The following is a 25,401-nucleotide window of genomic DNA, read 5'->3' as shown; positions in this document are numbered from 1 at the left end:
AAGGGTGGGGAAAATTAGATAGTGGCGGTGTCCAGCACGAAGCGGTACTTGACGTCGCCCGCAACCATGCGGTCGTAGGCGCCATCAAGATCTGCAGCGGTGACCAGTTCAATATCGGAAACAATCCCGTGCTCGGCGCAGAAATCAAGCATTTCCTGGGTCTCGGCAATCCCACCGATCAAGGATCCCCCATAGGCCAGGCGCTTGCGGATCAGCAGGCCGGGCTCCACCGGCGGCATCTTCTCCGAGGGAAGGCCCAACTGGATCAGGGCCCCGTCGCGGGCCAAGGTACGCAGATACGGGTTCAGATCGTGGACCGCGGCAACCGTATCGATAATGGCATTGAGCGACGCCTTGGCACCAGCCATGGCTGAGGGATCGGAGGAGATGACAACATGGTCGGCTCCGAGATCCAGAGCATCGATGGTTTTGGCCGGCGAGGTAGTGAACACCGTGACCGTGGCGCCAAGTGCCTTGGCGATCTTGACAGCCATGTGGCCCAGCCCGCCAAGGCCAATCACACCCACCGTGTCACCGTCCTGAACATCCAGGTACCGCAGCGGCGAGTAGGTGGTGATGCCAGCGCACAGCAGCGGGGCGGTGGCTGCAGGGTCCATGCCTTCGGGGATGTGCAGCACGTAGTTTTCATCCACCACGATGCCCTGCGCGTAGCCGCCCTGCGTAATGGCGTCCCCGTTCCGCCGATCAACAGCGCCGTAGGTGCCAACATTTCCTACTTCGCAGTACTGCTCGAAGCCTTCGAGACAGGAATCGCACTCGCGGCACGAATCCACCATGCAGCCCACGCCGACTCGCTCACCCACGGTGAAACCCTCGACGGAGTCCCCTACTCGGCTGACGGTGCCCACAATCTCGTGCCCGGGCACCAGCGGGTACTTGGCCGGCCCCCATTCGGAGCGGATGGTGTGCACATCCGAGTGGCACAAGCCGCAGAATTCAATGGCGATTTCAACGTCGTGCGCGCCGGGTTCGCGGCGTTCGATGGTTGAAGGGGTCAGTCCGGATGTTGCTGAAACAGCTGCGTAAGCCTTTACTTGGGTCATTGTTCAACCCTATCGCCGTTGCCGCCACTCCCGCCAGAAGCCCCTCGCTCAGAAGGCCCCGTCGCAACTGGCCGCTCCGGCTGATTTGACCACGCGGAGAAGGAACCCGGATACAGCGCCGCCCGAAACCCAGCAATTTCCAACGCCGCAATCTGATGCGCGGCGGTCACCCCCGAGCCGCAATACACCGCCACCTCGCTGCCCGGCTCAACGCCTAGCCCCACAAACCGTGCCCGCAATTCAACCGCCGGCAAGAAGGTGGCATCGGCCGCCAAATTCTCGCTGGTGGGCGCACTCACGGCCCCCGGAATATGCCCGGCCCGCGGATCAATTGGCTCAACCTCACCCCGGAACCGCTCCCCCGCCCGCGCATCGAGCAGAATCCCGGACCAGGCGGCGGCTTGGTCCGCGTCAATGGTGGCCTTTGCCCCAAAATGTACGACGGCGTCACCTGGCTCCGCGCGCTCCTCACCTGCTGCGAGGGGAAGGCCAGCAGCGCGCCAGGCGGCCAGACCGCCGTCGAGCAGGTACACATCTTTGAACCCGGCATAACCCAGCAGCCACCAAGCACGGGCGGCGGCGGCAGCTCCGGCGTCGTCGTAGACCACCACGGTGTCACCGGAGTTGATACCCCAGCGCCGCACCGTGGCAGCAAAGTCTTCCGCGGACGGCAGCGGGTGGCGGCCGTCCTCAGGCTGCCCGTGACCGGCTAACTCGGTGTCCAGATCCACGAACACAGCACTTGGAATATGGCCAGTAAGGTAATGTTCGCGGCCGTGCGGATCGCCCAACGCCCAGCGGACGTCCAGCAGCACCGGCGGCGTCGCGGAGGCTAGGCACGTCTGTAGCTCGGCGACATTGATCAGAATACTCATGGGATGCTCCTTGGGCGAGGTTCACGGGCAACTGCAGCTAAATCTACTGCGATACGCTGACTGGCATGAACACTTCGCACGCTGACTGGTCTTGGACGCACAACGCCATTGGCAAGGTCCAGGCCGAGAATAACCGTTCGGCAGACACTCACCTGTACAAGATCGAGCTGCCCGAGGCATGGGGCGTGGACCTGTATGTGAAGGACGAATCGTGCCACCGAACAGGGAGCCTGAAGCACCGGCTGGCCCGTTCCCTGTTCCTCTTTGCCCTCGTGAACGGCCAGCTCAACCGGGGCACCACGGTGGTGGAAGCCAGCTCCGGGAGCACGGCAGTGTCCGAGGCGTACTTTGCACAATTGCTCGGACTGGACTTTGTGGCCGTGATGACGCGATCCACGAGCCCGGAAAAGATCGCCCTCATTGAACAGTTTGGCGGGCGTTGCCATCTGGTGGAGTACGCCGATGAGGTGTATTCGGCGGCGGCGGAGATTGCCGCGGAGAGCAATGGGCATTACATGGACCAGTTCACCTATGCCGAGCGGGCCACCGATTGGCGCGGCAACAACAACATTGCCGAATCCATCTTCAGCCAGCTCTCGCACGAACGCCATCCCGAGCCAGCTTGGGTAGTGGTGGGCGCTGGGACCGGCGGCACCTCGGCCACAATTGGCCGCTACATCCGCTATCACGGCCACTCCACGCAGATGGCCGTGGTTGATCCGGAACGCTCCGCTTTTTATCCGGCCTGGAAGAGTGGTGATCTCGGCACGGTCACCGGCCATTCCTCCCGGATCGAAGGAATCGGCCGCCCCCGCGTGGAGCCCAGCTTTGTTCCCGGAGTGATCGATGCGATGTTCCAGATCCCCGATGCCGCTTCCGTGGCGGCCATGGTGCACTTCGCGCAGCTGACCGGAATGCATGCTGGGCCTTCCACCGGCACCAATCTGTGGGGTGTGTGGCAATTGGTGGCGCAGATGGTGGCCGCCGGCGAAAAGGGCAGCATTGTGACGTTGATGTGCGACGGCGGGGAACGCTATGCGGGCAGCTACAACAACCCTGCCTGGCTGGCCGAAAAAGACCTTGACCCGGCTCCGCATCTGCGCACGATCGAGGACTTCTTCGCCAGCGGCGTGTGGACCGGCTGATCATTTTCGCCCAGCCGCCAGCCGCTCGCCCGTTCTAGATTTCCACCGACTGCCCGGCGTTGAGGTGACGGAACTGCACCCCGTGCAGCCCGCCGATCCTGGCAATGTGAGATTCGGTGAACGCTAAGCCTTGTTCATTGAGGAGACCGTCGTGGATTTGGAAGGCGTGGGGTGCCCGTACCGAGACCACAAAGTCCACCACCTCGGACACCTTGGACCAGGGCGCATGGACCGGGACCAACAGGGTGCCCACACTGACCCCGTCGGGGACTATCAGGGAGTCGCCCGGGTGATAGACGTCGTCGTCAATCAGGTAGCCCACATTGGCAACCACCGGGATGGAAGGGTGGATCAGGGCGTGCTGGCCGCCGAAGCACTGGATCGCAAAGCCTGCCGCAGTGAATGAGTCCCCAGGCGCGGCGTCCAGAATCCGTGCGGCAGCTTCCGGCGCCCGTACCCGCAAGTCCCGGGCCACCCCAGTGGGAGCGTGAATGCTCAGCTCGGGGATGGCGGTCAAAGCCTTGGTGAGGGCGTCGCCGTCGTAGTGGTCGGCATGTTCATGCGTGATCAGCACGGCGTGGGCACCATCCAAAGCGGTGGCGGATTCGGAGAAGACTCCGGGGTCCAGCACCAGTACACGGCCCTCCTGCTCGAGTCGAATACAGGCGTGGGAGAATTTTGTGAGCAACATGGTCACAGCCTATGCCTGGAGTTCAGCCCCGCCAAGGGCAGCAACAAGGGGACGTTAATGGGCAGGTGCGCTAGGCTGGTTGATTGAATCGAAGCGTGAAGAAAGAGGGTTGTGGGCATGTCGGATGCACCGATGAAGGAGCAGCGCGTCACCAAGCAGCGTGTTGCCATCAGCGCCGCCATGGACACCCTGGATGACTTTGTCAGCACCCAGGAACTCCACCGTCTGCTGCACGAGGCAGGGACCCCGGTCTCGCTGGCCACCACGTACCGTATTCTTGCCTCCATGGCTGAAGAGGGCCTGCTGGACACTCTCCGAAACGGGGAGGGCGAGGCCGTGTACCGCCGCTGCAATGCGACGAGTCACCACCACCACCTGCTGTGCCGCAACTGCGGGAAGACCGTGGAAGTTGAGGCTCCCGCAGTGGAGAGCTGGGCGGCTCGCATCGCCGCCGATCATGGTTTCACCCAGGTCCAGCACACCGTGGAAATTTACGGCCTGTGCCCGGAATGCTCGGCGCAGGCCTAATTTAGTAGGCCTAATTTACCGGGCCTACTTTACTAGGCGGCCACGGCGGGCCGAGCAGACCAGCCCCGGCGTCGCCGCCAGGACCCGGCCACGCGGCAGAGCAGATAGATCACAAACGACAACGTGGTGACGTAAGGGCTAATCGGGATACTTCCACCCAGGGCGATCATAATCCCACCCACGGTGGAGATCATGGCGAACGCCACGCTCAGTAACACCACCATCCGCGGGGCCACCGTTACCTGAAGGGCCGCAGCAGCCGGGGTGATCAAGAGTGCCAGAACCAGCAGCGCACCGACCACCTGAATCGAGAGCGCCACGGCAATACCCAAGAGGAACATGAACGCCAGCGACAACGTTCGCACGGGAACACCGCGCGCCGTGGCAATATCGGGATCAACGCTGGCGAAGGTCAGCGGACGCCAAATCAGGGCGAGCCCAGCCACCACCACCAGCGCGGTGCCGGCTAGAACCGAAAGCTGCGTGGCATCAACAGAGACAATCTGACCGGTGAGCAGACCAAATTTGTTGGCCGAACGGCCGTCGTACAGGGACAAAAAGAGAATGCCCAGGCCCAGCCCAAAGGGCATGATGACGCCAATGACAGAGTTTTTCTCTCTGGCACGCACACCCATGACACCGAGTAGCAGTGCCGCAGCGATGGAGCCCGCCAGCGAACCCAGAATGACATCGACCCCAATTAGCAGGGCAAAGGCCGCCCCGGCAAAGGACAGCTCGGCGATGCCATGGACGGCGAAGGCAAGATCGCGCATCATGACGAAGGTGCCCACCAAGCCGCCTACCAGACCAAGAATGGCACCGGCCAGTATGGTGTCGCGAAAGAGCGGAAGCAGTTCCGCGTAGTTGCTGAAGTTAAAGACCGCTTCTGAAAAGTCCGCCCAGCTCATGGCCGTCCCCCGTCAAATGTGCTTTTCGTGGCCGGAACGGCGTGAGTGTGCAGATGGTCTTCCGCATGGCCGTCAACCACGGAATCTGGCCGCCCCACCACCACGAGCCTGCCGTCAACGTTGAGCACCTCGACCCTGGTTTGGTACAGCTTGGACAGCACCTCGGTCCGCATCACATCGGCAGGGGCACCTAGAGTGAAGCGCCCCCCAGCGAGGTAGAGCACCCTATCTACGTGTTCCAGAATGGGGTTGATTTCATGCGTGACAAAGACGACGGCGGTTCCGTTCGCCTTTGCCTGTTGGGCCACGAGCTCGCTCACAGCCTTTTGGTGATGCATATCCAGCGAGAGCAGTGGTTCGTCACAGAGCAGGACCTTTGGGTTGGAAGCTAGCGCTTGGGCAATCCGCAACCGTTGCTGCTCACCGCCGGAGAGCATGCCTACGGGAATCTTGGCGTAGCTACTGGCCCCGACCATTTCTAACAGTTCATCCACACGCTGATGGTAGCCGCGGCCACGCATCCTAAAGCCCCATTTGTGGCCATCAACCCCAAGTCCCACGAGGTCGCGGGCCCGCAGGGCAGTGTCAGGGGAAAAGTTTTTTTGTTGGGGAACATAGCCAATGGTGCGGCTACCGCGTTTGGCGGGTGCGCCGTCGAGCATGATCAGTCCCGAGCTCAGCGGAGCCAGGCCCAACAGAATTTTCAGGAAGCTTGTTTTGCCGCTGCCATTGGCACCCAGGACGGCCAGGAATTCACCGGGCGACACCTCTAAGTTGAGGTCTTGCCAGAGGGTGCGTTGGCCGTACTTGAGGGTTGCTCGCTTGAGCGTGATGACTGATGGTGCTGATTCGCTCATTTTCCAGCCGTTGTAGTTAGTCCTTGTTCCAAGTTACTTACATTAGCAATCATCCAGTCGAGGTAGCTCGTGTCAGCTGGCAAGGTCTCTGCAAAGTCCACCACAGGGACTCCGGCCTTCTCAGCAGCAGCCTTGACCTGCTCGGTCTGCGGGCTTTCGGTCTGGGTGTTGTAGGCCAACACGGCAACCTTGCCAGAGGCCATCATGGCCAGCACTTCGGTCAGTGTCGAAGCCGGAACATCGGCGCCATTCTCGATAGCAGAGGTGAACTTTTCCGGTGTTTCATTGACCAAACCCGCCTCGGCGAGCAGGTAGAGCGGAACCGGCTCCGTCACGGCCGCACCAGCGCCATCGTGGTCCTTCTTCAACACCGCAAGGCGGGACTCCACAGTCGCGATCTGAGTTTTGAACGCAGCGGCCTGATCGGTGAATGTCGCCGCTTGCGTTGGCAGCTCGGCACTGAAACGGGTGGCAAGATCATCGGCCAGCTTGAGAATGGTGGGTAGTGAATACCATACGTGCTCATTGAAATCAGCGCCTGTATCCAGACCGGACAACTCGCTGACATTGACAATGTTCTTCGTGTCCAGCTGCCCCTTGGCTAGCTGAGTGAAGAAGTCGTCGTAACCGCCACCATTCTCAATACCTACCTGAGCTTTTGACACGGCCAACTTGTCTTGGGCGTTGGCTTCGTAGCCATGCGGGTCGGCGGCGGGATCAGAAATGATGGTGTGAACACTGACGTGGTCTCCCCCAATGCTCTTGGCAATATCGCCGTAAACATTGGTGGAGGCCACGACCGCAATGGTTGCCGCACTGCTGGCTTCGGCCCCGGAAGGGCTCCCGCCGCCGCACCCTGCCAGGGTGAGTGAAGCCACCAAAACGGCCCCCATAAGCAGAAGTGAGCGGCGGTTTGCAGACATGCGATTCCTTCGAGAGATGCTAATGAGAATTGTTACCAATAAGACCAGCATAACCCATATTAGGAATCGTTCGCATCAAGTCTTTCTGCGCTCCTGGATGTGCGTCTGGGTAGCGTCGCGAATTTCGCCCACCAATTGCTCAATGACGTCTTCCAAGAACAGCACTCCCACGGTTTGTTCATTGGTATCGATGACGCGGGCCATGTGCGATCCGCTGCGCTGCATGGCTGCCAGAACGTCTTCAATTTCCTGTGTAGCTTGCAGATTCACCATGGAACGCACCCGCGCTTCACCAATGGGCGTCTGGTAACGCTCCAGTGGAATCCGCAGCACATCCTTCAAGTGCAGATACCCGATCAAGGAGCCTGCCTCATCGGCAAAGACAAACCGGGAAAACCCGGTCTTGCCGACCTTCCGCTCGAAGTCCACAGGCGTGGCATTCACCGGCAAGGTGACCAGCCCGGCCAGCGGCACCATGATGCCTTGAGCCGTTTGGGAGGAGAATTCCAAGGCACCGGTAATGAGCCCTGTCTGGTCATCCACCAGCCCGCTGCGGGTGGATTCCTCCACGATGGATTGCACCTCTTCAAGCGTGTAGCTGGAGGAGACCTCATCCTGTGGTGTAATCCCGAACAACCGCACAATATGGTTGGCCGTCCAGTTCAACGCCACGATCAGGGGGCGGACCACCTTGGCCACGAGCACCAGCGGCGGGGCCAGCAGCAGGGCTGCCTTGTCCGCGGCGGAAACACTCATGTTCTTGGGGACCATCTCGCCGAAGGTCACGTGCAAGAACGTCACCAGCGCCAAGGTGATAACAAAGGCCACCGGTGATGCCACGTTGTCTTGGATACCTACCGCATGGAGCGGTTCGGCAATCAAGTGGTGAATGGCAGGTTCGGCGACGTTCAAGATCAACAGTGAACACACCGTGATACCCAGCTGCGAACAGGCGAGCATGAGCGAGACATTTTCCATGGCGCCCAAGGTGATCTTGGCGCGCTTGGAACCGGCGTCAGCGAGGGGTTCAATCTGGCTGCGCCGTGCGGTCATGACAGCAAACTCAGCGGCTACAAAGAACGCGTTACCCAGCAGCAGCACCACTAGCCAGGCAAGTCCAGCCCAGGGGCTCATCGGGACTCACCGCGCTCTTTGGATTCTGCCGCACTCTTACTGTCTTTTTCCGTTCCGAGGGTCTCACCATCAGTACCCTCTGTGGATGGTGCCGGGATAAAGCGGATCCGGTCAATCCGGCGTCGTTCTATCCGGTCAACCACCAACTGACCGCCTTCAACCGAAACACTGTCACCAGGTGCGGCGATGCGGCCCAGTTCGGCCATCATGAAGCCACCCACAGTTTCGTAGCCGGCCTCGTCGGGGACATTGAGCGGGCCAATGCGCTCGGAAACCTCGTCCGGACGCATGAGACCCGGGAAGAACCACGTACCGTCCGCGCCGAGCAGGATGCCGGGCTTGATGCGGTCATGTTCGTCAGAGACCTCGCCAACAATTTCCTCTACCAAATCTTCCAGCGTGGTCACGCCAGCGGTGCCACCGTATTCGTCCTGCACCACGGCCATCTGCAGATTTCCTTCACGAAGCTCCAGGATCAGGGCATCGAGATGAACCGTTTCGGGCACCCGCAGGACCTCTGTCATGATGGCACCCACTTCAAGGTCCTGGCGTTTATGGAAGGGAACTGCAACAGCCTTTTTCAGGTGGACCACGCCCACAATATTGTCCGGTGACTCATCGATAACCGGAAACCTGGAGAAGCCTGTCCGGCGGGCGGCATCGATGATCTCGGCCACGGACTGCGTGCTCTCGATGGTCTCAACCTGCATGCGCGGGGTCATGACATCGGCGGCCGTGCGCCCAGAGAAGCTCAGCGTGCGGGCCACAAACGTCGCGGTTCCCACATCCAAAGTGCCCATGGCGGCCGATCGGCGCACCAGAGAAGCAAGCTCCGACGGCGAACGAGCACCGGAAATTTCTTCCTTGGCTTCCATGCCGAACAAGTTCAGAACCTTGTTGGAGAAGCCGTTCAAAACGATGATGGCGGGCTTGAACACGGCTGTGAAGATCAGCTGCGGGCGAGCTACCAGTTTGCCAATTTCAAAGGACTTGGCGATGGCCATGTTCTTCGGGACCAGTTCACCAATCAGCATCGACAGCAAGGTTGCGATCAACATGGCCAGAGTCAGTGCGACCGCGGCGATGGCTGGTTCCGGGACACCCACGGCGCTCAGCGGCTCCGTGAGCAACACACCCAGGGACGGCTCCATCAAGAAGCCCGTCAGCAAGGTGGTCAAGGTGATACCTAGCTGGCAGCTGGAGAGTTGAGTGGACAGTGACTTCAAGCAGCGCAGCAGAGGTTCAGCGGCTTTGTCGCCAGCAGTCACGGCCCGCTGCACGGTGGACTGGTCCAGTGCAACGAGAGAAAATTCAACGGCAACAAAGAATCCTGTGCCAAGGATGAGCAGCAGACCTGCTGCAAGTAATATCCATTCCATTTACAGCGCCCCCCATATCAGTACATGCTGTGATGTTGCATGCATGTGGGGGTGGGCCGCCGGCGGAGGGTGGTCGGCGGCGGGACCGGCCACTGCAGGGGTGGGAGAGCTTTGGTCATGTGTGCGGGTTTTGCCGGCATGGGCAACGTGGTTGCAGGCGGCACTCGAAGTGCTCTGCAGGCCGTTGCGCCGGCCCCTAGATTTACTTTCCATTGGATGGCCAGTCTACCCCAGCACGCCGCAGACTCTTCGATGATGCCAGGAGTAGGAAGATGAACAAACGCTGTGAGTTTGCCACAGATATTGAGCGAACACCTGGTGTGTATCGAGTATGCGGCTAGTACGGCATCACGCTGTGTTCGCCGAGAGCGTGGAAGTTGCGACTGTGATAGACCATGGGTGCGCTAACGCTCACGGGTGAGAAATTCGCCTGTCCAGGATTGACTTGTGCAGCAGGGCCACTTCTACCCGGTGTCATGATCTCCAGCACTTGCGCCGCCAACAACAGCGAGCCACCGGCCGGGGTGCGGCTCAGAATCTTGCACCGCAGAGCGTAGCCACCATGGGTCAGTAATGGTTCCCCTGTCTCGAGCCGAGTCCAGGGCATGGCAGCGGTAAAGCGTTCAGAGTTTGAATTGGCGAAGGTCTTGGCCAATTCCAGATCGTCTGTTGTTAGCAGATGCACCACCACTGAATTGGCCACGGCGAGTGCGGCTGCCGATCCGCTGGACGCGGCTAGAGAGAATGCCAGCAGAGGTGGCTCGGCAGATACCGAAGCCACGGACGACGCCGTAATACCCACCGGTCCCGTCGCTGAGTCTGCCGTAATGACCGAAACCCCTGCCGGGTGGCCACCGAAGGCAGCCTTGAAGCTGTCGGTCAATGCTGGGTCAATCTGCGCTGCTTGTCCCACTGCCGAAACCGGACTTCCCGTTGCGGCTCCTTCAGCTTGCACTGCCGCTACGTGCACAGTCTGACTTTGCACAGTCTCGGTTTGCACGGTCATGATCAAAATTCCTCTCACCTCGCCCAGCCTCATCAGGCCAGGTTCCTCAAGTGACTCTAAAACCTCAACCTTAGTTGAGGTCAAACCAGGCCGCCATGAGTCCTCTCACTCCAGCACTTAATTCCAAATCGCAATCGTGGCGGGTACGTGGCATGTGCAAGCTCGAGTGGATTCAACGATTGTTACGCGGAGCCGAGCCTATCAGCGGCCCCGTCCCCGTCCCCGATCCCATCGAATGCGCGGGCACCGGGGCCCTGTCCGGCCACTTGATCGTCCGGATTCACAAAGCCGCATTCAGCCAGTGAGAGACAGCCGCAGCCAATGCACCCGCCTAAACTTCCGCGCAGTTTTTGCAGGGCGGCAATGCGGGTATCGAGCTCTCGCTGCCAGTGCTCGGAGAGCCGCTGCCAATCAGCCTGGGTGGGAACCCCGTGATCGGGCAACTCCGCAAAGACGGCTGCCACCAGCGAAAGCGGGATGCCTGCGCGCTGGGCTGCCCTAATGACTGCCACACGCCGCAGTACCGAACGTGAGAAGCGGCGTTGGTTCCCGGAAGTCCGGGTGCTAAAAATCAGCCCCTGCCGCTCGTAAAAGTGCAGTGCCGAGACGCTGACCCCGCCGCGTTGGGCGAGTTGACCCACGCTCAACTGTTCGTTCGCGCGATGCCCGGCTCCGGCGTCGTGCATGCTAGCCAGCCGCGATGGTGCGAATCCCAGCCACAGCCTGATCCAGAATCTCGCTCATACTATGATCGACATCAACCACGACGGCGGCCTCGTCGGCTTCCATGGGTTCCAAGGCTTCCAGCTGCGAGGCCAGCAGATTCGCTGGCATGAAGTGCCCGGAACGGCCCTCGAGCCTGGCACTGAGCACCTCCAAGGAGCCAGCTAGATGTAGGAAAATGGTGTCGGGGGCCTTGGCTCGGATGGCGTCACGGTAGCGCCGCTTCAGTGCCGAACAGGCAACAACCACTCCCCTGCCCGAAGTGGTGGCCAGTTCATGGCCCACCAGATCCAGCCAGGGCCAGCGGTCCTCATCGTTCAAGGGCGTGCCGGAAGCCATCTTGCGAATGTTGCTCAGCGGGTGCAGGGAATCTGCGTCGACGAACGGAAAATCCAAGGCGTCAGCCACCAGGGTGCCGATAGTGCTTTTGCCAGCGCCTGAGACACCCATGACCACAACACGGATGACGTCCGACGACGGGACGGTAGATTCAAAGCTCGAGTTCAAGGGGATATCCATACTCACTTGTATATCAAACGCGAATACTTTTCTCCCCACCGGATGGGCCGGCGGGAAGAAAAGCAGAACCAGCCTAGAGCCGGGTGTCGAAGGAATTGCAGAAGACGTTCTCATTGAACGAGCCCTGGAATTCGGAGAGTCCCTGAATCTTGGCCACGGTGGCCCGGATGGCTTCGCGGGAGTCCGCATGGGCGTGGATGGCGGTTTTGACCATCGGCACGTCGATGAGATGGTTGGGCTGGTTCAGCGAAACGAACACGGTGGGCACCTCGGTGACGTACCACGGGATTTCCGCGGCCATCGGTGAGGACCACTTGAGGCGTATGGCTGCTTCTTGAGCGAAGCCCTTCACATTCGCGACCACCAGCGCGGCGTCGTACTTATCGGCGTAGTCGGCCGTTGTTTCATCGGAGATGACGGACATGAAGTTCACGCCCTCCTCCCCCGCGGCCCTGCGCTGATCGGCGGTCTTGAAGATGTGCACCTCAAAGCCCACACTTTCAAGCTCCTCGGCCACAACATCCAGATAGCCCAACGGATCTGCCATGGTGAAGTCGGAGCCACCGGAAATACCGTACAGACGGATCTTCTTGTGCGTGGCCGGGGTGACCGTTTTCTCGGCCACGTCAGCGGCAGTGGCGCGGTGTGCCTCGGAACCAATGACAGCCAGCGCCGAAGCAGCAGGAACCAACGCAGCCCGGTCCTTAACGTGCAGCCCCAGCGAAACCTTCAAGGCCAGAATGCGGCGCAACCAGAATTGGCCCTCGCCACAGTGAATCCGGGCGAGACCATCAAGCTTGCCAAGGCCACCTATGTGGGCAATTTTTCCACCGCCCGCGCCGGGACCGGAACGGCCCATCCATCTCGTCGGCACGGCCGATAGCATCCTCATGAACTCCGGCACATCCGGAACTGCCCCAGCCTGCCCCGTTATCCCGCACGGACGGCTGGAATTCAGGCTACGGTCGCTGGCTTTCCAACGCCCCGCACAGGGAGCTCTCCGGCTTCACCAGCACCAACGGCGTTGACGGGTCCCACCGCGTGCAGGTGCTCAACAACCACCTCGGCCCGTTCATCGCCGCCGAACCAGTCGACATCAAGGCAGGAACCTACAACGGCATCATCCGCGGCAACGTGTTCAAGTCCACCATCTCCGACCTGGCGAACAGCGGCAGCTGGGCCATCTTTGACGCGTCAAAAAACTGCACCCTCCCGAACGTCGACCAGTCATCCAGCACCGTGACGAATGCCGTCAAGGGCCTGAACAACATCGCCGTCACCCCGTAGACCCTGCCTCTCGCGCAGGCACGCACGACGCCGGGCCCGTTCAGCCCCGGCGTCGCCCGATGCCCAGGTGCACCCTTGCGCCCCAGGACGCCCGCTTGGGCGGCTCACGCTGCCGGGCGCCGCCCAAGCGAGCGTCATTGTTCCATGCGGGAGCTGTCTGGCCATTTTGTTGTTGCAGGCCCCGCAAACTAAAACGGCGGAAGTTGCGGCGTATCGGGACTTTCCTTTGGTTGGGTCATACACTTCCAGACAAAAAAAGAGGCTCTGACCTGCACAAACACTAGCCTGACCCCGATTAGCCGGGAAACTCCCGCTAATGCGCAGTCCCCGCTGCCGGTCCGCTGGAGCCGCGCAGCACCAACTCGGTCAGCAGAGGTCCGGGGCTTGCCCCCGGCTCGGGCGAATACAGCTTGTCCAGGATATTCCGCACTGCCGCATCCCCTGCTTCGCGCAGCGGCGACTTGATGGTGGACAGCGGCGGAGTGGTGAAGTCCGAGCCAAAGATGTTGTCGAAGCCCAAGATGCTCATGTCTTCAGGGACCTTGATGCCGGCGAGCTGCAGCTCGCGCATCAGCCCGATGGCCATGAGGTCGTTGTAGCAAAACACTGCCGTTGCCCCACTGGAGCGGACGGCAGCGGCGGCGCGGCGTCCGCCGTCGACAGTGGGAACACCCGAGGCAACCACGGTGACGTTCATGCCCGACCATTCGCAGCGTGCCCGGATGCTTTCCCACCTGCGCTTGGACATCCAGGACTTGTCGGGACCGGCCACATAGGCCAGCGATTTGTGGCCCTGGGCGGACAGGTGACAGACGGCCTCCGTGACGCCGGCCTCGGTGTCGGCCACGAGGGAGTCCACGCCGTCAACCAGCCGGTTGACCACCACCACGGGCTTTTGCTGGGCAAGCTCGACGATTTCGGCGTCGGACAACCGGGGGCTGGCGAGGATGATGCCGTCAACCGTGGCCAGCATGCGCTGCGCCGCGGTCAGTTCCAGTTCCGCAGACTCGGTTGATTCAGCCAGCATGAGCGTGTAGCTGCGGGCCGACGCCGCGGCCTCGGCGCCCCGGAGCACGTCAAAGAAGGCGGGGTCGGTGATGTCGGAAACTATCAACCCGATGGAATGTGTTCTGCCGGTGGGCAGGGCCCGCGCAAAGACATTAACCCTGTAGTTGAGGGCTTCAGCAGCATCCTCAATCTTCTTTTGGGTCTTGGCGCTGACCCGGCCCGGCTTGCTCAGTGCCCGTGAAACGGTGGACGGGTTGACTCCGGCACGGGCAGCAATGTCATAGATGGTTGGCGCGGACTTTCCGTTGCGGGCACGCGGGGCCCCCGCGGAAGGTGCCACCGGGCCAGCCGGGGTGCGGGAAGCGGCCGGCGCAGCACTCGGGTCCGCAGGGTCGTTGTGCTTTGCAGGTGTTGCAGTGTTTCCTGAAACATCGCTGGTGTCTTTCAAAGCAGCCCTCCGCCGTAAGTCGTAATGGCCAGCTTAAGCGGTATATGCCTGTTTATCCGGTACCTGCCCCGCCTGTCTAGGCACAGGGTGGCGGGAGGCACTCCCGCCACGCCATGTCAGGCCGATGCCCAACGACCCGGCAGCCGTTCTGAAGGCCCGTGCCGCTACACCAAACGCAACGGGCCCGGAGTAGCCGCCCAGTTCGTGGGCGCTCGCAAGGTGCGGCTCAAGGGAGGCAAAGCCTGCGTATCCGTCCCTCGTATCTGTCCCGGCGCAGCGCGTCCATGGTCAGGCGCAGCTCGCCATCGCCCTGCCCCGTGGGCACCACGGTTCCGGAGCCCGCCAGCGCATCCTTGACCTGCAGGTATTCCAGGTAAGGCCGGAGCATGGTGTAGCCGTCCGTGTAGGGCCTGACCCCCACCTGGACAAAGTTCGTGTTGTCCCAGGCAGCCCGCATTGCCGGGGAATCCACCGTCTCCATGATGTCCAAGACCCGCTCGGGGTGTCGTCGTAGATACCCTTTTCGTTTTCGTGCAGGAGCACCACGCCTGCCTCTTGCGCGGTTGCGGCCAGCGCAGCCATGCGTTCCATCACGTCGTCACGAATGTCGGCGGCGGAGAGTTCCGGGGCGTGGAAGTGGGAGAAGATCCGAATGTAGCCGGTGCCCAGTATCCCGGCAGCCTCAATGATCCGCTCCGGCAGCCGTGCCGTGTCCAGGTCCACCACGTTGTTTGTGCCCCAGGGGCTGCGCACCTCAATGTGCCGGGCACCAAGAGTCAGCAGGACGGCGCCTGGATCCTTGGGGCGGGGTCCACCTCGTCGCCGAAGCCGGACTGGGTCCATACAGAGTTGGGCGGTTCAGCCATGCAATCCTCCATACATAGGGAGGCCCCGCGATTGCGCCACTGCGTCACGGCGCCATTGCGTGAGCTCTTTGTGCCCGTTGGGCGGCTGTCCCGGAGCGCCGCCGCACGAGCGATGCCCTGACGCACTGCCACGGGGTTGCGCTGCTTTCGATGGCAACAACCCGACACCCAATTGTCAATCGATTGTCATCACACTTTGCGCTGGGGTTCCGACCCTGCCGGAAGCTTGCGACCAGCGGAACCATTACGGATGCGGCTGGCGGGCTCCCACGTTGGTGCAAGGGCAAAATTGGTTTGCTTCTGCGCCACATTGGCCCCCTGCCGCAGCGCATATGCTATGCGCGGGCCGAGCAATGCAGCGCACCTTGGAGGGACAATGCCCCGTCACCACCCCTGCGGCAGCGGCCGGCCTTCCTCATATCCGGCGGCGGACTGCACCCCCACAATGGCCCGCTCACGGAACTCCGCCAGCGAGGAGGCACCCGCGTAGGTGAAGGAGCTGCGCAGACCTGCTGTGATCATATCCAGCAAATCTTCAACTCCTGGACGCACTGGGTCCAGGTACATCTTGGACGTTGAAATGCCCTCTTCGAACAATCCCTTTCGGGCGCGTTCGAAGGCCTGATCGCCCGAGGACCGGTTCTGTACGGCCCGGGCCGAAGCCATACCAAAGCTCTCCTTGAACTGCCGGCCGTTAGCGTCCACCTGCAGGTCCCCGGGGCTTTCATAGGTGCCGGCGAACCAGGAACCAATCATCACTTGCGAAGCTCCTGCCGCCAGCGCTAGGGCCACATCGCGCGGATAGCGCACTCCCCCGTCGGCCCAGACGTGGGCACCCAACTCGGCAGCCGCCGTCGAACATTCCAGAACGGCTGAGAACTGGGGCCTGCCCACGGCCGTCATCATGCGCGTGGTGCACATGGCTCCGGGGCCCACACCCACCTTGATGATGTCGGCGCCAGCCTCCACGAGATCGCGTACACCGGCCGCGCTGACAACGTTGCCGGCTGCCACTGGAACGGACGGCGAGAGCGAACGGACCGCACGCAGGGCCTCGAACATCTTTTCCTGATGTCCGTGCGCCGTATCCACCACCAGTGTGTCCACGCCATAGTCCAACAACGCTGCAGCTTTGCCTGCGACATCGCCGTTGATGCCCACAGCCACACCGAGTCGCATCCGGCCGGAATCGTCCACGGCGGGCCGGTAAATGGTGGAACGAAGCGCACCGAGCCGGGTCAAGACACCTACCACTTCCCCGGAGCGCAGCACTGGAGCGTAATCTGCACCAGCAGAATCAAGGACAGCGAAGGCTGAGCGTAAGGCAGCATCCGTCGATGATTTAGCCGCCGAGAAGTCCAATTCGCCGGCATCGGCCTGCGCCCGGATCTCGTCAAAGGGTGTGGCATCCAGCGTCAGCACGTTCGAACGCATGACCGAGGCGAGAGATGCAAAACGGTCAGCACCTTCGCAATCGGCGCTGCGCACCACGCCAACAAAGTCGTTGCCATCAACCACCACTACGGCGTTGTGGGCCCGTTTGCCCATGAGGTGCAGGGCGTCGATGACAATATCGCCGGCGGTCATCAGCAGCGGAGTTTCATAGAGCGAATCGCGCTGCTTGACCCACGCACTGACCTGCCCCAACACCTCCAGCGGCACGTCCTGAGGCAAGATCGCCATCCCACCGCGTCGCGCCACGGTCTCCGCCATGCGCTTGCCAGAAACAGCCGTCATATTTGAAACCACGAGAGGAATGGTGGTTCCGGTGCCATCCATGCTGGATAAATCAACATCCAGCCGTGAGGTGACGGTGGAGTGTGACGGAATCAGAAAAACATCCGAGTAGGTCAGGTCGGTGGCGGGCTGGGTCAAAAAACGCATAGCACTCCCTCGTTGATGCGGACCGGTGGACGGTCTCGGCGGACGGCAGAGCAATCAGGTGCCGTCCGCGTCCGATTCTAGTCACAATAACAAGGGTGTTCGGCGCAAATTTGGCCCTTTTTGGCTGATTTGCTGAGCGGGCCGTGGCACAGATTGGCCTACAGTCTAAATTGCTTACTAGACTTACACCCGGAACGGGTTTGTTGGACCTGGACCATTTTCGAATAGGCTTCGCACGTTTGCGCCGACAGCATCCGCCAGATTCGGATGCCGTCGCCTTGCGCGGGCGTGCACAACGGGCAACAAGAACTCATGGAAGAGGCGTAATACACGTGCCAGAGCAATCCATCCACCGTCTACCCGAAGAGTTTGGCGGCAACGAGTGGCTCGTCGATGAACTGTACGAGCGCTACAAGGGCGACAAAAATTCTGTGGACACAAAGTGGTGGCCACTCTTTGAAGGTTTTGCAGCCGATGATGCGGCAGGAAACGGTCGCCACACTGCCAACAATTCCGCCCCGATCACCGCACAGATTCCGGTAGTTGCCGCCCCTGCGGCACCTGTTGCACCTGCCGCACCTGTGGCAAGCACGACGCCGGCCCCCGCCGCCGCTGCTCCGGCCGCTCCCGCCGTGGCCCCCAAGACGCCGGCAGCTCCGCGTCCTCCGGCCCCGGCCAAGGATGCAGCTCGCACCGGCACCACCCCCATCCCGGCTCAGCTGCCCAAGTCCGCCAAAGATGTCTCGGTGCCGGAAGAGGCCGTCAAGACGGTGCTTCGCGGACCGGCCAAGGCAATCGCCGCCAACATGGTCTCAAGCCTGGAAGTTCCCACGGCCACCAGCGTGCGCGCCATCCCGGCGAAGCTGCTCATCGACAACCGCCTCGTGATCAACTCCAACCTTGCCCGCGCCCGTGGTGGCAAGGTTTCCTTCACGCACCTGATCGGCTATGCCGTCATCAAGGCGCTGTCCGCGTTCCCGTCGATGAACGTGTTCTACGACGAGATCGATGGCAAGCCCGTTGCGGTTCAACCTCCGCATGTGAACTTCGGTATTGCCATTGATATGCCCAAGCCGGACGGCACTCGTCTGTTGATGGTGCCGAACATCAAGAAGGCTGAAACGCTGAATTTCGCCGAGTTCTGGCGCACCTATGAGGACCTCATCAAGCGCGCCCGTGCCGGCAAGCTGACAGCCGATGATCACTCAGGAACCACTGTTTCCCTGACCAACCCCGGCGGTATCGGCACGGTTCACTCTGTACCGCGCCTCTCCAAGGGCCAGGCTGCCATCATTGGCGTCGGTTCCTTGGACTACCCGGCCGAGTACCAGGGATCCAGCCCCAAGATCATCGCTCAGAACGCCGTCTCAAAGATCCTGACGCTGACCAGCACCTACGACCACCGTGTCATTCAGGGTGCCGGTTCGGGCGAGTTCCTCAAGAAGATCCACCAGCTCCTGCTCGGTGCTGAGAACTTCTACGATGAGATCTTCGAATCCCTGCGTATCCCGTACGAGCCCGTCCGTTGGAGCCATGACCTGCAGGTTGACCCGGCTGATGAGATCAACAAGGTTGCCCGGATCCAGCAGCTGATCCACTCTTACCGTGTGCGTGGACACCTGATGTCTGACACGGATCCGTTGGAATTCGTTCAGCGCAAGCACCCCGACCTGGACGTGCTCACGTACGGCCTGACCCTGTGGGACTTGGACCGCGAATGGCCCACCGGTGGCTTCGGTGGCAAACCCAAGCTGCTATTGCGCGACATCTTGGGTGTCCTGCGTGACGCTTACTGCCGCACCACGGGCATCGAGTACATGCACATTCAGGAACCGGAACAGCGTGAATGGTTCCAGAACGAGCTGGAGCACCCTTACTCCAAGCCGAGCCGCGAGGAGCAGCTGCGCATTGTCTCCAAGCTGAACTCTGCCGAGGCGTTTGAGACGTTCCTGCAGACCAAGTTCGTTGGCCAGAAGCGCTTCTCCCTGGAAGGCGGCGAATCCTTGATTCCGCTGCTGGACTCCATCATTTCCGATGCTGCCGACGACGGTCTGGACGAGGTCGCGATTGGTATGGCTCACCGCGGCCGTCTGAACGTGCTCACCAACATCGCCGGTAAGACCTACTCACAGGTCTTCCGCGAATTTGAAGGCACCCAGGATTCTCGCACCGTGCAGGGCTCCGGGGACGTCAAGTACCACTTGGGTACGGAAGGTACTTTCACCTCCGACGCCGGCAACGAAACCAAGGTCTACCTCGCCGCCAACCCCTCGCACCTGGAAGCCGTCGACGGCGTCCTTGAGGGCATTGTTCGCGCCAAGCAGGACCGTTTGGATCAGGGCGAGAACTTCCCCGTTCTGCCCATCATGGTCCACGGTGACGCAGCCTTCGCCGGCCAGGGTGTTGTTGCTGAAACCTTGAACCTGTCCCAGCTGCGTGGCTACCGCGTCGGCGGTACCATCCACGTGGTTGTCAACAACCAGGTTGGTTTCACCACCGCACCCTCATCGTCGCGCTCATCGGTGTACTCCACCGATGTGGCCAAGATGATTCAGGCACCGGTGTTCCACGTCAATGGCGATGACCCGGAAGCTGTTGTACGTGCAGCACAGTTGGCGTACCAGTTCCAGCAGCGCTTCCGCAAGGACGTTGTCATTGATCTGGTCTGCTACCGCCGCCGCGGCCACAACGAGGGCGATGACCCCTCGATGACCCAGCCGCTGATGTACAACCTGATTGAGGCCAAGCGTTCCGTACGCCGCCTGTACACCGAAGCCTTGATTGGCCGTGGTGACATCACCGAAGAGGAAGCCACGCAGTTGCTGCGCGACTACCAGGAGCGCTTGGAGCGTGTCTTCGCCGAAACGCATGCCGCCCAGACCTCCCCGATCCCGATCATCACCAAGGATGCTCAGGCCATCTCAGATCTGGAGCGCCCCATAGCCCAGCAGGCTGACTCGGGTGTCAACGATCCCCAGATCACGGCCATCAGCGCTGACACACTGGCCCGCATCGGTGCAGCCCACCTGGCTATCCCCGAAGGCTTCGAGGTGCACCACAAGCTCAAGCCGCTGCTGGAAAAGCGTGAAGCCATGTCCCGTGAAGGCGGCATTGACTGGGGCTTTGGCGAGCTCACTGCGTTTGGTTCGCTGCTCTTGGAGGGTGTCCCGGTCCGCATGGCAGGCCAGGATTCACGTCGCGGTACCTTTGTTCAGCGCCACGCAGTATTCCACGACCGTGCTAACGGCAATGTCTGGAACCCGCTGACTGAACTCAGCGAAGACCAGGCCAAGCTGTGGATCTACGATTCGCTGCTCAGCGAATACGCCGCACTGGCGTTTGAATACGGTTACTCGGTGGAGCGCCCGGACGCGCTGGTTGTCTGGGAAGCCCAGTTCGGCGACTTCGTCAACGGCGCACAGACAGTCATTGACGAGTTCATCTCCTCGGCTGAGCAGAAGTGGGGCCAGCGTTCCTCACTGGTTCTGATGCTGCCGCATGGCTACGAGGGCCAGGGCCCGGACCACTCCTCAGCCCGCATTGAGCGCTTCTTGCAGATGTGTGCCGAAGAGAACATGATCGTGGCCAACCCGACCACGCCGGCGTCGCACTTCCACCTGTTGCGCCGTCAGGCTTACAGCCGACCGCGCAAGCCGTTGATCATCTTTACACCGAAGCAGCTGCTGCGCCTGAAGGCCGCTGCGTCCTCGGTGGAAGACTTCACCACGGGCGGCTTCCGCCCCGTGATCAGTGAGCATGCAGCGCTGGATAACAACGCCGTCGACCGTGTCATTTTGGTCTCCGGCCGCCTGTACTACGATCTGCTCGCAGCCCGCGACAAGGCAGCCGATAACAAGGTGGCCATTGTCCGGGTGGAGCAGCTGTACCCGCTGCCACTGGATGAGATCAAGGCTGAACTGGCCAAGTACCCCAACGCCGATCTGGTGTGGGCACAGGACGAGCCCGCCAACCAGGGTCCGTGGCCGTTCATGGGCCTGAACCTGGCACCCGAGCTGGATAAGAAGCTCACCCGGGTTTCACGCCCGGCTTCGGCATCCACGGCCACCGGTTCCTCCAAGACCCACGCGGTTGAGCAAACGTTGCTTGTCAAGCAGGCTTTCGAGCGTAGCTAAGCCAGTCAAGATGCCCGGTCTGTATAATCAGGCCGGGCATCTTCTATTTAGACTTTCACTGTTTGTCAACGAGGGAAAAGGGGAGCCGTGGAGAAACGGGACCTGAGAATTGTAGCTGTTGGGGATGAATTAGTGGCCGGTGTGGGCGATCCCCGCGCTTTGGGCTGGCTGGGACGGGTGCTAGCCAGGACCCCTGCCGAGGCCGTGTCCATTGAGCCTTTCATCCTTGCCAGCCCCCGCGAGGGCACCGAGGCATTGGCTGGGCGTTGGCTCACCGAGGCCGGGCGTCGCTTCGATGACTTCCACGAGAACCGTCTGGTCATTGGGCTTTCGGGGCGAGACATTGAATACGGGCTTTCCACGGCTCGCAGCCGGTTGAACCTAGCGAACATCCTCGACGGCGCCACCCAGCTGAACATCCCCGTGTTCGTAGTGGGCCCGCCGCCGTCGCTGGACCCGGCGTTGAACCGCAAGCTGGCGGAGCTGAACACGGCCTTTGCCGATGTCACCACCCGCCGCAAGCACCACTATGTGGACACGTTCACGCCGCTGCAAAACCATGAGCAGTGGCGCAATGATGTCGCGGCCAATGCCGGTGCCCCCGGCCAGGCCGGCTACGGTCTGATGGCTTGGCTGGTACTGCACCGTGGCTGGTACCAGTGGCTGGAGATCCCTGAGGCTGTGTAGGCGCTGAGGAATTCCACGCCAAAGTTGCAGCTGTGCTTGCCTCAAGGCGTACCTCAAAGCTTGCCTCAATCTGCTCGAGTAAGCACTTGACGTACACTTTTGGTCGTTTTTCTGCTTTTTCCGTACGCAAGGTGAACACTCGAGACTCCGTTGGCTTCCACCAGAGCCTCAGAACTAGCCGCCAGTTAGGTGGGCATGTGTCACCTATGCGAAACTATATGAGGATCGTTTTTAGAGATCTCAATTTTAATGATTGGAGGCAGCTATGTCGAAGCGTTCACGTAAGCGCAAGGACCGTAAGAAGGGCGGCGCTAACCACGGTAAGCGTCCCAACTCGTAGGTCTTGACGTACACAGCAAAAGCCCGTTCGGCCACCATGGCAGGACGGGCTTTTGCATATCAAGGGAGAACTTTCCCACCTCCTAAGCCCTCAAAGTCTTCAGAGTCCTCAGATCCATCAAAGCCTTCAGAGAAAGCTAAAAATGTTCTCGCTCGTTCTGCTCATCATGCTGCCGTTTGTTTGGTTCGGCATGGTCACGGCTATCTCATTCATCGAAACACCGTTGAAGTTCAAGGCACCGGGCATGACACACGCACTGGGTGTAGGTATTGGCAGGCTTGTTTTCAAGGCGCTGAACCTGGTCGAAGCCGCCATGGTGGTGCTACTCGTGGGTGCGTGGACGCAGCACCAGGACTTGGTCACGCTGCCCATCGGCATCCTCCTGACATTGCCACTGATGGCATTGCTCGCGCAGATGCTGATTCTTCGACCAGCCATGGCCAAGCGGACCAAGGCGCTGGCGGAGACCGCTCACACGCACTCAGGGGACACAGCAGTCAAGGCCAAGGTCGCCACAGCAGCCCACATTGCCTTCATCAGCTCTGAGGCATTGAAGGTCATCACCTTGCCCATCGCAGGGATCCTCTTGGTCCTAGCTGTGGCAGCGTAGGCCCGGATGGAACGCGCGGCCCTCAACTCCGGTAGAACGGCGTCGAACCTCAACGCCTACACCCCGGCGGCAACGGCGGCAGCAACGCCAGCTTCTGAGCGCGGCGACATCGGCACGCGCGAAGACATCCTGATATTGGTGGAGACGTTTTACACCAAAGCGTTCGATGACGATTTGATTGGGCATATTTTCACCGAGGTGGTGCACATGGACCTGCCTCGGCATATGCCCATCATGGCGGATTTCTGGCAAACGGTGCTGTTCAAGGCGGGCTTGTACAGCAGGAATGCGCTGAAAATCCATTTCGACATCCATGCCAAGGAGCCACTGACGCTGGAACACTTCAACCGGTGGTTGCAGCTGTGGACCAACACCGTGGATGAACTGTTCGCCGGTGAGAAGGCGGAGCTGGCCAAGGTCCAGGCTCACCTGATCGCAGGCTCACTGCACCGGCGCGTGACAGGCCGCCCGGCCAGCCAGTACAGCACCATCTCCATGCGGCCGGACACTGCGCGCATGGACGCAGCGCACCCAGACTCTGTGCGCCCAGAAGCCCCAGGGCCACAAGACTAACCCGTAAGGCCGCTACAGCCGCAAACGGTTAGGGCGCGAAACACACGTACGGCTAAACGGCGGCCGGACGTCCTTCGTGCAGGCGCGCCAAGATGGCTTCCTTGAGGGTTTCCGGGGCAGCTTCCTTGCAGGATCGCTTCACCACGGAGCGGATGACGCATTCGAGGTCATATTCCTGCGAGCAGTCGGTGCAATCGTCAAGGTGGGCCTTGATCTCGCCGAGGTCCTCGCGGGACAGTGCACCGTCCAGGTATTCATAAATTCGAACGATGCGTTTATCGTCGCAATCGCCCAGGCTTTGGCAGTCGCCCATGGTTATTTCTCCGTATCAGTTAGTTGGTCGGCTTCCTTGAGGTAGCCGCGTTCCACGGCATAGTCAGCCAACATGTCACGCAAAAGCTTGCGTCCCCGGTGCAGCCGTGACATCACGGTGCCAATGGGGGTGTTCATAATTTCTGAGATTTCCTTGTAGGCAAATCCCTCTACATCGGCGAAGTAGACGGCCAACCGGAATTCCTCCGGAATGGCCTGCAGCGCGTTCTTAACATCAGAATCGGGCAGGTGATCCAAGGCGTCGGCTTCCGCCGAACGCAAACCCTTGGAGGTGTGCGACTCCGCCCGAGCCAACTGCCAATCCTCGATGCTGTCCGCATTGGACTGCAGCGGCTCGCGCTGACGCTTGCGGTACAGATTGATGTACGTGTTGGTCAGGATCCGGTACAGCCACGCCTTGAGGTTAGTACCCGGCTTGTACTGGTGGAACGCAGAAAAAGCCTTGGTATAGGCCTCCTGCACCAGATCCTCCGCATCAGAGGGATTCCGGGCCATACGCATGGCGGCCGAATACAGCTGGTCAACATACACCATGGCGTCACGCTCAAAACGTGCGCGCCGTGCTTGCGTGGTCTCATTGGCAACATCAACATCGGCAACGTCCGTGCTCACCACTGCGGGTGCGCTTTGCGGCTCGGTGCTGACGGTTTGCTCAGGCTCGGAAATGTTCATCACGTTCGAGTCTATGCTCACACGCACTAACACGTCAGTTACTGGAGGTGCCAGAGTACTTAGTGTCTGCATTGCCGCCTTTCCGTCCCTGAGTCGTCGATCAGTAGTGTCAACTGTCCGGCCCCAACAGACGCCGCCACTAATGATGTAAACCGGGCAACGGCGTCGGATATTCCGCAATGATCCCATCAGCGCTTCCAGTCGTGGGAGACTGGTACACAGCATGAGCCTTCTGTGGGCCGGCCCGGGCCGCCCATGGATGGCTGACCGCACCACGAAGGAGGCCACCTTGTCCATTATTCGCGCTCTTGCCCGCCCAATGCTGGCATCATCGTTCATCTTTTCCGGTCTGGATCGGCTGCGCCACGCAGATGCGACGGCCGCACAGCTGTCTCCGGTTCTGGGCCCGCTCAGCGCCGCCCTGCCGGTGGAAGCCAGTGAGAAGAACCTTGCCCGCGTCCTTGCTGGCGCCCAGGTAGGGGCCGGCGTCCTGCTGGCTGCCGGCAAGTTTTCCCGGCCCGCCGCCGTCGTGCTTGCACTGACCGCCGGGCTCAACACGGTGGTGGAGTACCGCAATGCGAACACCGACACCAAGGAAAACCGCTCGCACCGCCGCAATCAGCTGACCAAGAACATTGGCCTGATTGGCGGGGTTCTGCTGGCTAGCGTGGACACCGCGGGGCGTCCGGGACTGGCGTGGCGTACTGAAAAGCTGCTCGCGAGCAGCAAGAAGACCGCCAAGACTCAATTGAAAAATGCGGACAAGCAGGTCCGCGCGCTTGCCCACGACGTGACAGGACAGTAAATA

The 25,401-nt window shown here is 61.0% G+C and carries 24 protein-coding genes and 1 pseudogene; 8 read left to right on the top strand and 17 right to left on the bottom strand.

Going from position 1 to position 25,401, the window contains the following annotated elements; genetic code table 11:
- Positions 1 to 14: 14 nt before the first annotated feature.
- Both AB0P14_RS04830 and AB0P14_RS04825 read right to left on the bottom strand, forming a co-directional pair.
- Positions 15 to 1,064, bottom strand: a complete 1,050-nt coding sequence (locus tag AB0P14_RS04830; RefSeq protein ID WP_363838538.1) for an NAD(P)-dependent alcohol dehydrogenase — start codon at positions 1,062 to 1,064, stop codon at positions 15 to 17.
- The gene (locus AB0P14_RS04825; protein WP_363838535.1) at positions 1,061 to 1,939 is read right to left on the bottom strand and encodes a sulfurtransferase; all 879 of its coding nucleotides are present in this window, start codon (positions 1,937 to 1,939) and stop codon (positions 1,061 to 1,063) included. Before AB0P14_RS04825 ends, AB0P14_RS04830 begins: the two co-directional genes overlap by 4 nt.
- 65 nt (positions 1,940 to 2,004) lie before the next feature.
- On the opposite strand from AB0P14_RS04825, the gene AB0P14_RS04820 reads away from it, so the two are divergent.
- On the top strand, positions 2,005 to 3,084 hold the full coding sequence (locus AB0P14_RS04820; RefSeq protein ID WP_363838533.1) for a PLP-dependent cysteine synthase family protein: 1,080 nt from the start codon (positions 2,005 to 2,007) through the stop codon (positions 3,082 to 3,084).
- A gap of 34 nt (positions 3,085 to 3,118) precedes the next feature.
- Here AB0P14_RS04820 and AB0P14_RS04815 read toward each other — a convergent pair whose 3' ends face one another.
- The gene (locus tag AB0P14_RS04815) at positions 3,119 to 3,775 is read right to left on the bottom strand and encodes an MBL fold metallo-hydrolase (RefSeq protein ID WP_363838530.1); all 657 of its coding nucleotides are present in this window, start codon (positions 3,773 to 3,775) and stop codon (positions 3,119 to 3,121) included.
- Between the two features lie 117 nt (positions 3,776 to 3,892).
- Here AB0P14_RS04815 and AB0P14_RS04810 point away from each other — a divergent pair, with 117 nt between their 5' ends.
- Positions 3,893 to 4,303 (top strand): Fur family transcriptional regulator, encoded by a 411-nt coding sequence (locus AB0P14_RS04810; protein ID WP_363838527.1) that lies wholly within the window; start codon positions 3,893 to 3,895, stop codon positions 4,301 to 4,303.
- Between the two features lie 32 nt (positions 4,304 to 4,335).
- Here AB0P14_RS04810 and AB0P14_RS04805 read toward each other — a convergent pair whose 3' ends face one another.
- From AB0P14_RS04805 to AB0P14_RS04765, 9 genes are all read right to left on the bottom strand, one after another.
- Positions 4,336 to 5,211 carry a metal ABC transporter permease gene (locus AB0P14_RS04805; RefSeq protein WP_363838524.1) on the bottom strand — a complete coding sequence of 292 codons (876 nt, stop codon included), beginning with the start codon at positions 5,209 to 5,211 and terminating at the stop codon, positions 4,336 to 4,338.
- A complete protein-coding gene (locus AB0P14_RS04800) occupies positions 5,208 to 6,068 on the bottom strand; it encodes an ABC transporter ATP-binding protein (RefSeq protein ID WP_363838522.1) in 861 nt (286 codons plus the stop codon). The genes AB0P14_RS04805 and AB0P14_RS04800 overlap by 4 nt, the downstream gene beginning before the upstream one ends.
- Positions 6,065 to 6,991, bottom strand: coding sequence for a zinc ABC transporter substrate-binding protein (locus tag AB0P14_RS04795; protein WP_363838519.1), 927 nt, complete (start codon positions 6,989 to 6,991; stop codon positions 6,065 to 6,067). The genes AB0P14_RS04800 and AB0P14_RS04795 overlap by 4 nt, the downstream gene beginning before the upstream one ends.
- Before the next feature lie 75 nt (positions 6,992 to 7,066).
- The gene (locus AB0P14_RS04790) at positions 7,067 to 8,125 is read right to left on the bottom strand and encodes a hemolysin family protein (RefSeq protein WP_363838516.1); all 1,059 of its coding nucleotides are present in this window, start codon (positions 8,123 to 8,125) and stop codon (positions 7,067 to 7,069) included.
- Positions 8,122 to 9,504 carry a hemolysin family protein gene (locus AB0P14_RS04785; protein ID WP_363838513.1) on the bottom strand — a complete coding sequence of 461 codons (1,383 nt, stop codon included), beginning with the start codon at positions 9,502 to 9,504 and terminating at the stop codon, positions 8,122 to 8,124. The genes AB0P14_RS04790 and AB0P14_RS04785 overlap by 4 nt, the downstream gene beginning before the upstream one ends.
- Positions 9,505 to 9,841: 337 nt before the next feature.
- On the bottom strand, positions 9,842 to 10,510 hold the full coding sequence (locus AB0P14_RS04780) for a flavin reductase family protein (protein WP_363838510.1): 669 nt from the start codon (positions 10,508 to 10,510) through the stop codon (positions 9,842 to 9,844).
- Positions 10,511 to 10,692: 182 nt separating this feature from the next.
- Positions 10,693 to 11,196, bottom strand: a complete 504-nt coding sequence (soxR, locus tag AB0P14_RS04775; RefSeq protein ID WP_363838507.1) for a redox-sensitive transcriptional activator SoxR — start codon at positions 11,194 to 11,196, stop codon at positions 10,693 to 10,695.
- A gap of 1 nt (position 11,197) precedes the next feature.
- Positions 11,198 to 11,752: a gluconokinase gene (locus AB0P14_RS04770; RefSeq protein WP_363838505.1), complete on the bottom strand. Its 555-nt coding sequence runs from the start codon at positions 11,750 to 11,752 to the stop codon at positions 11,198 to 11,200.
- A 73-nt stretch (positions 11,753 to 11,825) separates the two neighbouring features.
- A complete protein-coding gene (locus AB0P14_RS04765; protein ID WP_363838502.1) occupies positions 11,826 to 12,626 on the bottom strand; it encodes a hypothetical protein in 801 nt (266 codons plus the stop codon).
- A 167-nt stretch (positions 12,627 to 12,793) separates the two neighbouring features.
- On the opposite strand from AB0P14_RS04765, the gene AB0P14_RS04760 reads away from it, so the two are divergent.
- Positions 12,794 to 13,039, top strand: coding sequence for a hypothetical protein (locus AB0P14_RS04760; protein WP_363838500.1), 246 nt, complete (start codon positions 12,794 to 12,796; stop codon positions 13,037 to 13,039).
- Positions 13,040 to 13,352: 313 nt separating this feature from the next.
- On the opposite strand, the gene AB0P14_RS04755 is transcribed toward AB0P14_RS04760, so the two are convergent.
- The 3 genes and pseudogenes from AB0P14_RS04755 to AB0P14_RS04745 form a co-directional block, all read right to left on the bottom strand.
- Positions 13,353 to 14,495 carry a LacI family DNA-binding transcriptional regulator gene (locus AB0P14_RS04755; protein WP_363838497.1) on the bottom strand — a complete coding sequence of 381 codons (1,143 nt, stop codon included), beginning with the start codon at positions 14,493 to 14,495 and terminating at the stop codon, positions 13,353 to 13,355.
- Between the two features lie 150 nt (positions 14,496 to 14,645).
- Positions 14,646 to 15,361, bottom strand: a pseudogene (locus AB0P14_RS04750) (TIM barrel protein); the annotation flags it as partial.
- A 384-nt stretch (positions 15,362 to 15,745) separates the two neighbouring features.
- Positions 15,746 to 17,245 carry a GuaB1 family IMP dehydrogenase-related protein gene (locus AB0P14_RS04745; protein ID WP_363838494.1) on the bottom strand — a complete coding sequence of 500 codons (1,500 nt, stop codon included), beginning with the start codon at positions 17,243 to 17,245 and terminating at the stop codon, positions 15,746 to 15,748.
- A gap of 332 nt (positions 17,246 to 17,577) precedes the next feature.
- Between AB0P14_RS04745 and AB0P14_RS04740 the strand changes: the two genes are divergently transcribed.
- The 4 genes from AB0P14_RS04740 to AB0P14_RS04725 all read left to right on the top strand — a co-directional run bounded on the left by AB0P14_RS04740 (position 17,578) and on the right by AB0P14_RS04725 (position 23,588).
- Positions 17,578 to 21,378: a multifunctional oxoglutarate decarboxylase/oxoglutarate dehydrogenase thiamine pyrophosphate-binding subunit/dihydrolipoyllysine-residue succinyltransferase subunit gene (locus AB0P14_RS04740; protein WP_363838492.1), complete on the top strand. Its 3,801-nt coding sequence runs from the start codon at positions 17,578 to 17,580 to the stop codon at positions 21,376 to 21,378.
- A gap of 87 nt (positions 21,379 to 21,465) precedes the next feature.
- Complete coding sequence (locus tag AB0P14_RS04735; protein ID WP_363838490.1) at positions 21,466 to 22,065, top strand: GDSL-type esterase/lipase family protein; 600 nt, start codon at positions 21,466 to 21,468, stop codon at positions 22,063 to 22,065.
- A gap of 482 nt (positions 22,066 to 22,547) precedes the next feature.
- Positions 22,548 to 23,015 (top strand): hypothetical protein, encoded by a 468-nt coding sequence (locus tag AB0P14_RS04730; RefSeq protein WP_363838487.1) that lies wholly within the window; start codon positions 22,548 to 22,550, stop codon positions 23,013 to 23,015.
- 6 nt (positions 23,016 to 23,021) lie between these two features.
- Entirely contained in the window at positions 23,022 to 23,588 is a 567-nt protein-coding gene (locus AB0P14_RS04725) for a group III truncated hemoglobin (RefSeq protein ID WP_363838484.1), read from the top strand.
- Positions 23,589 to 23,640: 52 nt separating this feature from the next.
- Here AB0P14_RS04725 and rsrA read toward each other — a convergent pair whose 3' ends face one another.
- Both rsrA and AB0P14_RS04715 read right to left on the bottom strand, forming a co-directional pair.
- The gene (gene rsrA / locus AB0P14_RS04720) at positions 23,641 to 23,901 is read right to left on the bottom strand and encodes a mycothiol system anti-sigma-R factor (protein WP_363838481.1); all 261 of its coding nucleotides are present in this window, start codon (positions 23,899 to 23,901) and stop codon (positions 23,641 to 23,643) included.
- A 2-nt stretch (positions 23,902 to 23,903) separates the two neighbouring features.
- Positions 23,904 to 24,665: a sigma-70 family RNA polymerase sigma factor gene (locus AB0P14_RS04715; RefSeq protein ID WP_363838478.1), complete on the bottom strand. Its 762-nt coding sequence runs from the start codon at positions 24,663 to 24,665 to the stop codon at positions 23,904 to 23,906.
- A gap of 217 nt (positions 24,666 to 24,882) precedes the next feature.
- Here AB0P14_RS04715 and AB0P14_RS04710 point away from each other — a divergent pair, with 217 nt between their 5' ends.
- Complete coding sequence (locus AB0P14_RS04710; RefSeq protein WP_363839341.1) at positions 24,883 to 25,398, top strand: DoxX family protein; 516 nt, start codon at positions 24,883 to 24,885, stop codon at positions 25,396 to 25,398.
- Positions 25,399 to 25,401 lie beyond the last annotated feature (3 nt).

Origin of the sequence: Specibacter sp. NPDC078709, assembly GCF_040686795.1 — a bacterium.
Taxonomy (GTDB): domain Bacteria; phylum Actinomycetota; class Actinomycetes; order Actinomycetales; family Micrococcaceae; genus Specibacter.
The sequence above is the reverse complement of the archived record's forward strand: the minus strand, read 5'-3'. Positions and strand labels throughout refer to the sequence as shown.

Coding starts and splice junctions, on each gene's coding strand:
- AB0P14_RS04830 (WP_363838538.1), bottom strand. CDS start 1,064: ATGACCCAAGTAAAGGCTTACGCAGCTGTTTCAGCAACATCCGGACTG.
- AB0P14_RS04825 (WP_363838535.1), bottom strand. CDS start 1,939: ATGAGTATTCTGATCAATGTCGCCGAGCTACAGACGTGCCTAGCCTCC.
- AB0P14_RS04820 (WP_363838533.1), top strand. CDS start 2,005: ATGAACACTTCGCACGCTGACTGGTCTTGGACGCACAACGCCATTGGC.
- AB0P14_RS04815 (WP_363838530.1), bottom strand. CDS start 3,775: ATGTTGCTCACAAAATTCTCCCACGCCTGTATTCGACTCGAGCAGGAG.
- AB0P14_RS04810 (WP_363838527.1), top strand. CDS start 3,893: ATGTCGGATGCACCGATGAAGGAGCAGCGCGTCACCAAGCAGCGTGTT.
- AB0P14_RS04805 (WP_363838524.1), bottom strand. CDS start 5,211: ATGAGCTGGGCGGACTTTTCAGAAGCGGTCTTTAACTTCAGCAACTAC.
- AB0P14_RS04800 (WP_363838522.1), bottom strand. CDS start 6,068: ATGAGCGAATCAGCACCATCAGTCATCACGCTCAAGCGAGCAACCCTC.
- AB0P14_RS04795 (WP_363838519.1), bottom strand. CDS start 6,991: ATGTCTGCAAACCGCCGCTCACTTCTGCTTATGGGGGCCGTTTTGGTG.
- AB0P14_RS04790 (WP_363838516.1), bottom strand. CDS start 8,125: ATGAGCCCCTGGGCTGGACTTGCCTGGCTAGTGGTGCTGCTGCTGGGT.
- AB0P14_RS04785 (WP_363838513.1), bottom strand. CDS start 9,504: ATGGAATGGATATTACTTGCAGCAGGTCTGCTGCTCATCCTTGGCACA.
- AB0P14_RS04780 (WP_363838510.1), bottom strand. CDS start 10,510: ATGACCGTGCAAACCGAGACTGTGCAAAGTCAGACTGTGCACGTAGCG.
- soxR (WP_363838507.1), bottom strand. CDS start 11,196: ATGCACGACGCCGGAGCCGGGCATCGCGCGAACGAACAGTTGAGCGTG.
- AB0P14_RS04770 (WP_363838505.1), bottom strand. CDS start 11,752: ATGGATATCCCCTTGAACTCGAGCTTTGAATCTACCGTCCCGTCGTCG.
- AB0P14_RS04745 (WP_363838494.1), bottom strand. CDS start 17,245: ATGCGTTTTTTGACCCAGCCCGCCACCGACCTGACCTACTCGGATGTT.
- AB0P14_RS04730 (WP_363838487.1), top strand. CDS start 22,548: ATGTTCTCGCTCGTTCTGCTCATCATGCTGCCGTTTGTTTGGTTCGGC.
- AB0P14_RS04725 (WP_363838484.1), top strand. CDS start 23,022: ATGGAACGCGCGGCCCTCAACTCCGGTAGAACGGCGTCGAACCTCAAC.
- rsrA (WP_363838481.1), bottom strand. CDS start 23,901: ATGGGCGACTGCCAAAGCCTGGGCGATTGCGACGATAAACGCATCGTT.
- AB0P14_RS04715 (WP_363838478.1), bottom strand. CDS start 24,665: ATGCAGACACTAAGTACTCTGGCACCTCCAGTAACTGACGTGTTAGTG.